The organism is Bacteroidales bacterium (genome assembly GCA_014860575.1).
In the GTDB taxonomy this organism is placed as follows: Bacteria; Bacteroidota; Bacteroidia; order Bacteroidales; family JAAYJT01; genus JAAYJT01.
In genome coordinates this window covers 22,781-33,643 of the sequence record JACZJK010000062.1, presented here as the reverse complement: position 1 = coordinate 33,643, position 10,863 = coordinate 22,781, and the positions used below count along the sequence as shown (strand labels likewise).

At 41.9% G+C, this 10,863-nt stretch carries 9 protein-coding genes and 1 pseudogene; 6 read left to right on the top strand and 4 right to left on the bottom strand.

Annotated elements, in window-relative coordinates; genetic code table 11:
• The first annotated feature begins 230 nt into the window (after positions 1-230).
• The 6 genes from IH597_16615 (at position 231) to IH597_16590 (ending at position 6,900) form a co-directional block, all read left to right on the top strand.
• Positions 231-2,078: an ABC transporter ATP-binding protein gene (locus tag IH597_16615; GenBank protein MBE0664080.1), complete on the top strand. Its 1,848-nt coding sequence runs from the start codon at positions 231-233 to the stop codon at positions 2,076-2,078.
• A gap of 110 nt (positions 2,079-2,188) precedes the next feature.
• Complete coding sequence (locus tag IH597_16610) at positions 2,189-3,139, top strand: glycosyltransferase family 2 protein (GenBank protein MBE0664079.1); 951 nt, start codon at positions 2,189-2,191, stop codon at positions 3,137-3,139.
• 205 nt (positions 3,140-3,344) lie between these two features.
• On the top strand, positions 3,345-4,235 hold the full coding sequence (locus IH597_16605) for a hypothetical protein (protein ID MBE0664078.1): 891 nt from the start codon (positions 3,345-3,347) through the stop codon (positions 4,233-4,235).
• A gap of 264 nt (positions 4,236-4,499) precedes the next feature.
• Complete coding sequence (locus IH597_16600) at positions 4,500-4,991, top strand: DUF5606 domain-containing protein (protein ID MBE0664077.1); 492 nt, start codon at positions 4,500-4,502, stop codon at positions 4,989-4,991.
• 47 nt (positions 4,992-5,038) lie between these two features.
• Entirely contained in the window at positions 5,039-5,809 is a 771-nt protein-coding gene (locus IH597_16595) for a dihydroorotate dehydrogenase electron transfer subunit (GenBank protein MBE0664076.1), read from the top strand.
• Positions 5,810-5,985: 176 nt separating this feature from the next.
• Complete coding sequence (locus IH597_16590) at positions 5,986-6,900, top strand: dihydroorotate dehydrogenase (GenBank protein ID MBE0664075.1); 915 nt, start codon at positions 5,986-5,988, stop codon at positions 6,898-6,900.
• Between the two features lie 32 nt (positions 6,901-6,932).
• On the opposite strand, the gene IH597_16585 is transcribed toward IH597_16590, so the two are convergent.
• The 4 genes and pseudogenes from IH597_16585 to IH597_16570 all read right to left on the bottom strand — a co-directional run bounded on the left by IH597_16585 (position 6,933) and on the right by IH597_16570 (position 10,757).
• A complete protein-coding gene (locus IH597_16585; GenBank protein ID MBE0664074.1) occupies positions 6,933-9,038 on the bottom strand; it encodes a hypothetical protein in 2,106 nt (701 codons plus the stop codon).
• Positions 9,039-9,084: 46 nt separating this feature from the next.
• Positions 9,085-9,189 (bottom strand): annotated as a pseudogene (locus IH597_16580) (T9SS type A sorting domain-containing protein).
• A 742-nt stretch (positions 9,190-9,931) separates the two neighbouring features.
• Complete coding sequence (locus IH597_16575) at positions 9,932-10,165, bottom strand: hypothetical protein (protein MBE0664073.1); 234 nt, start codon at positions 10,163-10,165, stop codon at positions 9,932-9,934.
• Between the two features lie 19 nt (positions 10,166-10,184).
• Complete coding sequence (locus IH597_16570; protein MBE0664072.1) at positions 10,185-10,757, bottom strand: LysM peptidoglycan-binding domain-containing protein; 573 nt, start codon at positions 10,755-10,757, stop codon at positions 10,185-10,187.
• Between the last annotated feature and the right edge of the window lie 106 nt (positions 10,758-10,863).

Genomic DNA, 10,863 nt, shown 5'->3' with positions numbered 1-10,863 from the left:
GAGCTAGGGCGAGGGGCAGGAAGTTCCAATGTAGTTGCGCCAGTTTTTTTTAACTTAAGTGGCAGGTGATGGATTAATGGAGTAATGGAGTGATGGAGTGATGTTGTAATGGATCAGGATCACTAATGAGAAATGAAAAAGTGGCGGATGAAATATATTTGAATCCGGGCGTTATTTAAATTGCCTTACTTTTGCGGCGAATTTGTAGATAGGTTCAACTTGACGGCTCAATGAAACGATTTCACAAAATATTACGCTACCTCGTTCCGTATTGGGCAAGTGTGGCTCGTAATATTTTATTCAATTTTATATCGGTACTATTCTCTCTGTTCAGCCTTGCGATGGTCATCCCTTTCCTCGGGATACTTTTTGGAACTCAGCCCAGGGTTGATGAGATGCTGCCATTTAGCCTGGAGTACATTCGTAGCGAAGGCATCGGGGTTTTCGAAATTCTTAAAAACAACTTTTACTTTTATATCAGTCAGCTTATTGACAACCAGGGTGAAATTTATGCACTGGTTTTTGTCAGCGGACTGGTGATCATCATGTCGTTGCTTAAGACCGGTTTCAAATACCTGGCCATGTACAACCTGGCTACCATCCGCAATGGAGTCGTAAAAGATATGCGTAATGCGCTTTATAACAAATCGGTTGATCTGCCGCTTTCATACTATTCAAACGAACGTAAAGGAGATATCATCAGCCGCATGACCAACGATGTGCATATTGTTGAGTGGAGCATCATTAGTTCATTGGAAATGCTTTTCAGCGACCCGATTATGATCATTGTTTACCTCATCGGATTGCTTGTGATCAGTCCGCATCTTACACTTTTCGTTCTGATCCTTCTTCCGATCAGCGCGCTGATTATTGGCGGTCTGGGTAGAACACTCAAAACCACTGCACTTAAGGGTCAGAAAAAAATGGGTATCATACTTTCCATTATGGATGAAACGCTTGGCGGCTTGAGGGTTATTAAGGCGTTCAACAGTGAAGACAGGGTGAAGAAGCGGTTTTTCAGCGTGAATAATTTTTATACGCGGATCATGATAAAAATGTACCGGAGACAGTACATGGGAACGCCGCTGAGTGAATTTCTGGGAACTGTTGTTGTGGTATTTATCATGTGGTACGGGGGTTCGCTGGTTCTTGGCTCAGACTCCTCGCTGTCTCCGGCTAATTTTATTGGCTACCTCGCTATTTTTTCGCAAATCATCAACCCGGCTAAATCCTTTTCAACTGCCTGGTACAATGTGCAAAAGGGCCTTGCATCAGCAGAAAGGATCGAAGAAGTACTGAAAGCTGAAAATCCAATTGTTGAAAAGCAGGATGCGAGCACAGTTGAGGATTTCAAGGATGGTATCGAATACCGGAAAGTTGGGTTCAAATATGAGAATGACTGGGTTTTAAAAGATATTGATCTGCAAATTAAAAAGGGTCAGATGGTGGCCCTGGTAGGACAATCAGGCGCCGGTAAGTCCACCCTCGTTGATCTGCTTCCCCGTTTCTACGATGCTGTTGAAGGCGAAATCCTGCTTGATGGCGTTCCCATAAAGGATTGTAAAATCAAAGACCTCAGGAATTTGATGGGGATTGTAAACCAGGAAGCTATACTTTTCAACGACACCTTTTCCAACAACATTGCCTTTGGTTCGGATGGCGTGAGCGAAGATGAAATCATACAGGCGGCAAAAGTTGCCAACGCCCACGATTTTATTATCAATACAAAAAACGGGTATTTCACGAATATCGGAGACCGTGGCGGTAAACTTTCAGGAGGGCAGCGGCAAAGAATCAGCATTGCAAGGGCAGTGTTAAAAAATCCACCGATTCTGATCCTTGACGAGGCTACTTCTGCACTTGATACTGAATCAGAACGCCTGGTTCAGGATGCCATTACCAATCTGATGAAAAACCGTACTTCTATTGTGATCGCACACCGCTTATCAACAGTTGTAAATGCCGACCTGATCTGTGTGATGCATGAAGGGAAGATTGTGGAAAAAGGAACGCACAAAGATTTAATGAACCAAAATGGAATTTATACGCGTTTGCATAGCATGCAGATGTTCTCATGAGATTCCAGATTCAAAATTCAAGATTCAAAATTCAACACCACATACTATGCAGAATATTTCGTAACTCATTAATCTTGAATCTTGAATATGAAATTTTGAATTAAAAAGAAATGAAGATCAGCGGTTTTAGTATGGCCAAAAATGCTGATTCACTGTATTACCCGGTGAAGGAGGCTGTGCAATCTATTTTACCAATCGTTGATGAGTTTGTGATTGCCATCGGCGATTGCAGCGACGGCGACAAAACCCGTGAGCTGGTTGAAAGTATTGGCGATCCAAAAGTAAAGATCATTGACACAATTTGGAACCTCGAGAAATATCCCCGCGGCATGGAACATGCCCACCAAACCGATATCGCCAAAGAACATTGCAGCGGCGACTGGCTTTTCTACCTCCAGGCCGATGAAGTGATCCATGAAAACGACTTACTTAAAATAAAAGCAGCCTGCGAGAAATTTCTGGACGATAAAGAAGTGGAAGGTTTCCTCTTTAAGTACCGTCATTTCTGGGGCGATTACGATCACTACCATCGTGCGCATGGCTGGTATCCTTATGAAATCAGGATTGTACGAAATCTCCCTGTAATTCATTCATGGGAATCCGCGCAATCTTTCCGGCATATTCCTGATTTTGATGGTGTAAATTACCGGAGGCAGGAAAATACCTTCAAGCTGAAGGTTGTTGAACTCGATGCATGGATATATCATTACGGCTGGGTTCGCCCGCCGGAACTGATGCGAAAAAAGAACAAGGCATTTCAGACTATACACAAAGGCAAGTCGAGGGTGGATGAAATGGAAAAGCAACGCTATTTCGAGTTTGACTACGGGCCGCTGAACCTCTTGCAACAATTCAAGGGAACACACCCTGAGGTAATGCGCGAATGGATCGAAAAATTTGACTGGAAAAACGAATTGCAATACTCAGGCAAGCCCAATACCAATCGTAAACCGAATAAGCACGAAACGCTGAAGAACCGGTTTTTCAGCTTCTTCAAATACAACATACTTCACATGCCAGGGCTTGGTAATTTCAATAATTTTATCCGGCTAAAAAGGTAGAACAAAAGAATAAACATTGAATGCACTCAGAAAAGTTAATACGCCCCTAAATCCCCTAAAGGGGACTTCCACAAATTACAGATTTTTAGTGTTTCCCCTTTAGGGGTCAGGGGCTAAAACGATAAAAATCAGCAATTTGTTACTTTCAGAGCAGTCTTAGCTTTATAACTTCGCACTCATCTTCAACAAATAAGAACCATTGGCCATGATATTCATCAATAAATATGATAGAAAGCGGGTAAGCATCCTGAAATGGATTTTCAAGGATATATACTTTGTTTTGTATTTTGTCTATTCATACATTGTGAACAGGGGAAAGGTGAGGACAGTTCTGTTTTATCCTGATTACCCCAGCAAGCGTGCGGTATTGTACAAAGTCTTCCGGAATGCACACTTTAATATTACCAACAATCCACGTTTCAGGCACGAGATGGGTATTTTCTGGACCGAACATACTACAAGGACGAATGATGCACTTTCTCAGCAACTGAATGAAAATCAACACCTCATTAATTTAAATTTCACTGATTCCTCAAAGATTGCAGTTGATAAAGCCTTCAGCGCCGTTTTCAAGCGTTCAACTTTTATTGATCCTTTGAATCACCAGGGAATTGGCGTAAAAAAAAGTGATATAAATGCTGCACATGATGGCACTATAATTAATTGCCCGATACAAAAAGTTGAACCTGGCTCGGTATATCAGATCCTGATTGATAATGTGGTGGATACCGATTTTGTTGAGGATATCAGGATTCCGGTTGTGAAGAATAAAATCCCATTGGTCTATCTTAAGTACAAACACCTTGAAAAGCGTTTTGGAACTTTTAAGCAGTCTTTAGCGCGTATTAAACAGCACAAGGTAATTGAAAACCCTTTGGAAGTGTTGAGCCAGGATGAACTAAATAAGATACTGGAGTTTTGCGGGTTGCTCAATATTGATTATGGTGAGCTGGATGTGTTAAGGGATCGAAAAAGCGGCGAAATCTATATTATTGATGCCAACAATACACCACATGGGCCAACCGGTTTTTCTTTGCGCGACAAAAGAAAAGCGCTAAGCTTGTTGCAGGACGAAATTTTAAGACCTGCCTATTAGCATTCAAAAACTTGCTCTTGTCCGTCATACCGTCCGAAGCGGTCGGACGGTGAATCCTTGACAAGGAAGGCTGGCACTTTTACTTCGCTATTCAATTGTTCTATTGTTCAACTGTTCAGTCACAAAGGCTGCCATCCCTTCCCGTTGGTCAGGGTTTGCATACTTTGCCCCATGCCCCGCGCCCTCATTTCCCGAATAGATTAACGCACATTTCAGCTATCGGAACATTTCTTGTATTTTTGCAACGTTTAACCACTTATAACAATGGAAAAAGAAACCACAGATTTGAGCAAAATCATGTCAATTTCAGGAAAACCGGGATTGTACAGATTGGTAGCACAAGCCAAAACAGGTGTGATCGTTGAATCGTTGATTGATGGAAAGCGTTTCCAGGCTTTCACGCACGACAAGGTAAGCTCACTTGAAGAAATCAGCGTGTTTACTGATACTGACGACAAACCTTTAAGGGAAATCCTTACAACCATCAGAGAAAAAACCGAAGGTGGCAAAGCGCCCGATGCAAAAGCCGACAATCAGAAACTGAAAGAGTTTTTCGAAACTATTATGCCCAATTACGACCGCGATAAGGTGTATGTTTCGCACATGAAGAAAATTTATGCATGGTATAATCTTTTGCATGAAAAAGAAATGCTCGATTTCACAGAAAAGCCTGAAGAGCCGATAGAAAGCACTGAAGAAGAAGTAAAAGCTGATGAAAGCAGCACCGTACCTGAAAAAGATCCGGATAGTGAATAAAGCATAGAGTCCGTCAAACGGCGGGCTTTTTTTTATGGGTGCATATGATGAAAAAATTCATTCACGATTTTACGGTCATCCGAAACCAGCAGCTTAGCGGTAATCATATGATCTTTGATTTGCTCTGCCCTGAGCCGCTTCCGGTTATTGAACCTGGACAATTCGCCGAAGTGCTGGTTCCAAACACAAGCGATGTTTATTTGCGTAGACCATTTTCAATCCATGATGTGGATGTGCATAGCAACAGCATCAGTCTTTTTATTAAGATCGTAGGTACGGGCACAAAAGCGTTAACAACCCTGAGAGAAGGCGAAAAACTTAACCTCGTTTATCCGCTTGGTCAGGGTTTCCATTTTCCTGAACACGAAAAAGTACTGCTGGTTGGTGGTGGCTGCGGTGTTGCCCCCTTGCTTTTCCTTGCCCATCGCTTGTTTGATAGCGGATACCATGCGGATATTATCATTGGAACCCGCACCGCTGATGAAGTTCATGAAACAGAAAAATATGAGCAGTATGGCAATTTGCACCTGATCACCGAAGATGGATCAACAGGAGAAAAGGGATTGGTGACGCATCATAGCATTTTTAAAAAGGAATTGCCATATAAAACTGTTTTTGCTTGCGGTCCGGAAGGTATGCTCAAAGCTGTGAACAATATTTTAAAGGATCGCGATACCGAAGTTTTTGTTTCACTTGAGAACACTATGGCATGTGGAATAGGTGCTTGCCTGTGCTGTGTGGTTCAAACAACTGCCGGCCATCGCTGTGTTTGTACTGACGGACCGGTATTTAATACAAAAGAACTAGCGGGATGGTAAAACTATTTGCGATGTTGGATTGACGATTGAACCTCGAACCAACAATAGAACAATAGAACAACAGAATATTTGAATTATGAACCCCGATCCCCGAATCTTGAATTTTGAATCTTGAACCCTGAAACGCCTAACGCCAAACACTACCCCTCGAACTTTGAACCACGAACCTTGAACCAATGACAGACCTCAGCATCAAAATACACAACCTCGAACTTCGCAACCCGGTGATGACGGCTTCCGGAACCTTCGGTTATGGCTGGGAGTATGAAGATTTTGTTGATTTTAATCGCATGGGCGGCATTATTGTGAAAGCCACCACGGGTTCGAACCGCGAAGGTAACCGCTATCCACGTCTCGCTGAAACGCACAAAGGCATGCTCAATGCTATTGGTCTTCAAAACAAGGGCGTTGATTATTTTGTGAACGAGATTTATCCCAGAATAAAGGACTATCCCACCAACATGATCGTGAATGTTTCGGGTTCAACCATCGAGGAATATGAAGCCGTTGCAGAAAAAATTAATGAGTTGGAAAATATTCCTGCCATTGAACTGAATATTTCATGCCCAAATGTAAAGGAAGGCGGAATGGCTTTTGGAACCAGTTGTGCATCGGCACAGTCTGTAACCAAAGCGGTTCGCAGACTTTATAAGAAAACGCTGATTGTGAAATTATCGCCCAATGTGACTAACATTGCTGAGATCGCAAAGGCGGTGGAAGACGAGGGCGCAGATTGCCTTTCGTTGATCAACACCTTACTGGGCATGGCCATTGATGCCGAAAAACGAACTCCCATACTCAGTACAGTTACGGGCGGCTTATCAGGCCCGGCTGTGAAACCCATTGCGTTGCGAATGGTTTGGCAAGTCCATCGGGCTGTAACAATTCCATTGATCGGAATTGGAGGGATCTCTTCTGCTACCGATGCCATTGAGTTTATGCTGGCCGGTGCTTCAGCCATTCAGGTCGGTACCGCCAATTTTATTGATCCTTCAGTTACAATGAAAATTGTGGATGGCATTGAAGAATATCTTGTCCGCCACCGGATAAGCGCTGTTAAAGATTTGATTGGAGGGTTAAGGGTAGTTTAACAAAGCTCAAAGATTCGAACTTTTAAGTGTCTTTAGTTTATTGTATCATAAGTATATTTGATTCTGGCACCGTAAAATTTTATGTTTGGGCCATCAGTAAGAAATGCAAACAATAGATATATATAATTTGCATTATCAATGATTGGAGTATCTATTGTTGTGTCTGTAATAGAGGTTCTTACAGAGCTTTGCCAATTCGTAACATGAAATGACAGTGTATTCCAGTTGCCATCTGTAAGTTTTGTCCTATCAAGACGCAAAACCCCTGCATCTGTTGAGTTATCCTGCCAATAGGTAATTACTTCAACAACTATAACATTGTCTGGTAAATTAACAGGAGCAAAGAACATAACAGTAGGTAATAACAGTTCATTTTCCCATAGCTCATCTCCTATGTTAGTATAATCATAAGGGCCGCTAGCAACAAAGGCTGCTGGGGGAATAGATAAATAGCCGGTTTTTGTTTCTGTTTTTATCTCTCCGCTTACATAGGCATTCCCATTGACATTCAACTTGTAGGTGCCAGCTGAGGTTGTATTAATGGCCACCCCGCCGGCAGGTTGCAGCAGAAGGTCGCCGACATCGGTAAAAATGCGTCCGCTGGTTCCATTATGGGTCAATCCTAAATACTTTCCCCAGCTACTTGTAGCTTTTCCAAAAATTGCCACCGTAGCATCATAAATCCTGTTATTTCCATAGTTTGAATAAAACCCGAACTGTTCATCCGAGCCGTCATCGCCACTGATATAATGAATATTATTGTTCGTAAACTGAATACCGGGTCTGTCGGGTCCTGCATTCGGGTCGTGAATAATAAGGTTGGGACCTGCATTGGCTGCAACAGAAAGTATCCCTTTTGGAATCGTTACATTTCCGTCGTTGGTAATTGTCATGACCGTATTTGCCAGAACGGGATTGTTTGCATTGGCTTCACTGTTCTGAAGGAAATGAAATGAACCCCGGTTCCATGTGCTTGTGTATTCATAAACCAAGCCGCCTTTGCCCCTATCGGTTGTACCTGATCCGCCCGTTGAAAACAAAATACCAACGGCAGCTTCATTTACTATGGTATGCTTATTTTCTATTTTCAGAGGGTAAGCCAAACCAGTTTGCAAATCACTTATATACAATTTGTGGGTGGGTGAGATTTCTCCAATGCCCATATTCCCTCCGACGTATGCTTTACCTTCAAAATATCCTGCATAACCTGATCCGAGTGTCCAGCCATAGATGGCAAATCCAGATGTGGTTAAACCGCGCACTCCATACCCATCCACACTTCTGCCATAAACTCCCTCAGACGGTGATCCGATATAGCCAAGATTATCACTTTCGGAATGATTGCCATAAACGGCAATACCGTTTGTTGTCTGTCCTTTTATTCCATATCCGCTTGCACTGTATCCGTAAACTCCTTCTGATAAAGCTCCAATCCAACCATAATCTCCAGAGAATGTATTAAGACCATATATGGCATATCCGTTTTGGGAAATTCCACGCAATCCCCACCCATTCAGGCTATAACCAAAGCCGCCCTCGTTGGAAGCTCCAAGGTATCCATAACTTCCGGAAATAGAATGCTCACCGAAAACACCATTATTATTTGTAGCAAGTTTTGCAGAGAAAACAGGGGTTTCAATATGCAGTTTTGCTGATGGGTTACTAATACCAATACCGACATTACCATCGTTGTAAAACAGGTCACCATTGAGGTTTTTCTGCCATTTGGAAGTATCACCTGTGGTTGCCGAGTAAAAAGCGTAAGGTACAGAAAGGATCTGGCTGGTACCGCTAATAGTGTAATTCGTCCCTCCGGCAGGATCGGCTTCGGTTTTGATAAAGTAAGGCCCGATAGCCCAGTCAATCTCCGTAAAGACTCCGGAAACAATATTCCCCTGCCCGATGACAAAGCTTACCAGGCCATTGAGATTACTTACCGGAAGGTGGGTTTCGGAATACACCACTGTACCTTCCGGTGTTCCCTGAATAATGCTAACCTGTATGCCATTTGTGGTATTGGTTACCAGTTCGTTTGATGCGTTACGTATAACGGCCTGGTAGCTGATGCCCTCTGGCGCCTGGGCGTGAATGCCTGATAATATAATTCCATAGATTAATAATAAAACAGACTTTTTCATGATGTTGATCTTTTGCTGGTGTGTTCAATAATATTTTTGACCTAACTTATTGTTTTATAATCTTCTCCGTAACTGATTCATGACTATTGATAACACGAACCAGATAAATGCCGGGTTGAGAACCGGCAAGGCTAAGCTTGTAAAAATTGTTTGCCGAGTATTCACAGCCTTATTGTTTCGTTTCGTGAAAGTTGAAAATTGAGCCTGCTCCGAAAAGTCATTTTACCCCTAAATTACTCACTTCGTTCGTGAGATCGCTTCGCAAAGTTCCCTAAAGGGGACTTCCGCAAACTGCAGATTTTTAACTGTTCCCAAATAGGGTTCAGGGGCTATAAAAGATAAAAATCAGCAGTTTGTGCCTTTTCGAAGTGTACTCAAAATTTCAACTACGATTGACGAAGCTCATGGGTAATCTAGTAATTCAAGTGTGAACTCTCATTCCCGGAAGCAAGAGGTAAATTTACGCTGTAAATGAATTCTTTAATTAGCGTGTTAGCTATACAATGGTTGAGTGTTTTGTTTATTATCAATGCAGCAGTTCCGAAAGTTCAACCTTCAATTTTTTCTCTGCGATTACAATGTTAGGTTTTAGAAAAATTTTCTGCAATTGAGGTTAAAGGTTAAGTAATTAAACTGTAGTAGTCTTTTCCATAGGCTTCTGTTTAAATGATTAATAATATCATGTTTATGATGCTTTATTGATAAGCTTAAATCAAACAGAAATTAAAGCCTCTTTGAAATAACAAGGATAGTCAAATTATGTAAATATAGTTTTGGGGCGTATATGGCCCAAATATAGTTGATAAGGGTTCGTTTTGCAAATTTTGAAGCAAAAAAGTTTTCCTTACGGGTTAAAGAGTGCCAAGAGTAGCGATAGTATCGCTAAAACAACCTCACGGCCTTCTGTATCGCTCATTCTCCTGATTCAAAGCAAACACTATTTCTTTCAGGTCGCTGTTTTCGTCGGAAAGAATTTTTATTTCTTTCACCAACTGTTCAATCCGCGATTCCAGCAGTAAATTATGATTTTGCAGGTCCTCAAATTGTTGTTTTAGCTCGAGCTGCTTTGCAAGGTTAATAGTGATCTTTCTCGAGATAGTCCGATATATGTTTTTGCCGGGTTCCATACAATCAGGTGTTTGGAGGTTAGTTGGTTTGCGGAACTATAATTTTAAGGCGCTGGTTGATAATAATATTGTTTGGGTTCTTAATGTTGTTATCCTGCATGATCTTACGGTATTCTTCGCTGTTGCCATAGTATTTAAGCGCAATTCGTTTTAATGATTCGCCTCGCTTTACCACATGAATAATTTCTTTGAAAGCTGGTGGTGCCGGAACAACTTGTTCTTTCTCTTTTTCTACTCTTTCGGCCAACTCAGTGGTAAGTTTTTCCACCTGACTTCGCAGGTCGTTGATGCTGCTCATCAGCAACTGCTTTTCGTTGTCCAAACGCCGGATTTCAATTTCCTGGTTCAAAATGGTTTGGTTCAGAAGTACCTGCTCGCCGGCATTGCGGTCAGCATAGAAAAAATAATAAGTGGCTGAACCAATGAATGTAAGCAACAACAACATGAACAGTAACCAGTTTATTCTTTTAAGATCAGCTGTCTTTTTTTCTGCACTCTCGAGAAGGATGAAAATTTCGAGGTCAGTGGCGCACACAGGGCATTTGTGTTTGTCGGCAGTGCTGGTTATCGTTTTACATACCGGGCATTCCATAGCAGAACGGATAAAGATTTATAGTATGTAGAGGCTGGGTAATAGTTAAAATTCAATCCCTTGAATTCGAGCAAAGATACAATTTGAAAGTAAACGGGACGCAATG

Bases quoted from the DNA above. Each gene is read 5' to 3' on its own strand.
- IH597_16615 (MBE0664080.1), top strand. From the start codon at position 231: ATGAAACGATTTCACAAAATATTACGCTACCTCGTTCCGTATTGGGCA.
- IH597_16610 (MBE0664079.1), top strand. From the start codon at position 2,189: ATGAAGATCAGCGGTTTTAGTATGGCCAAAAATGCTGATTCACTGTAT.
- IH597_16605 (MBE0664078.1), top strand. From the start codon at position 3,345: ATGATATTCATCAATAAATATGATAGAAAGCGGGTAAGCATCCTGAAA.
- IH597_16600 (MBE0664077.1), top strand. From the start codon at position 4,500: ATGGAAAAAGAAACCACAGATTTGAGCAAAATCATGTCAATTTCAGGA.
- IH597_16595 (MBE0664076.1), top strand. From the start codon at position 5,039: ATGAAAAAATTCATTCACGATTTTACGGTCATCCGAAACCAGCAGCTT.
- IH597_16590 (MBE0664075.1), top strand. From the start codon at position 5,986: ATGACAGACCTCAGCATCAAAATACACAACCTCGAACTTCGCAACCCG.
- IH597_16585 (MBE0664074.1), bottom strand. From the start codon at position 9,038: ATGAAAAAGTCTGTTTTATTATTAATCTATGGAATTATATTATCAGGC.
- IH597_16575 (MBE0664073.1), bottom strand. From the start codon at position 10,165: ATGGAACCCGGCAAAAACATATATCGGACTATCTCGAGAAAGATCACT.
- IH597_16570 (MBE0664072.1), bottom strand. From the start codon at position 10,757: ATGGAATGCCCGGTATGTAAAACGATAACCAGCACTGCCGACAAACAC.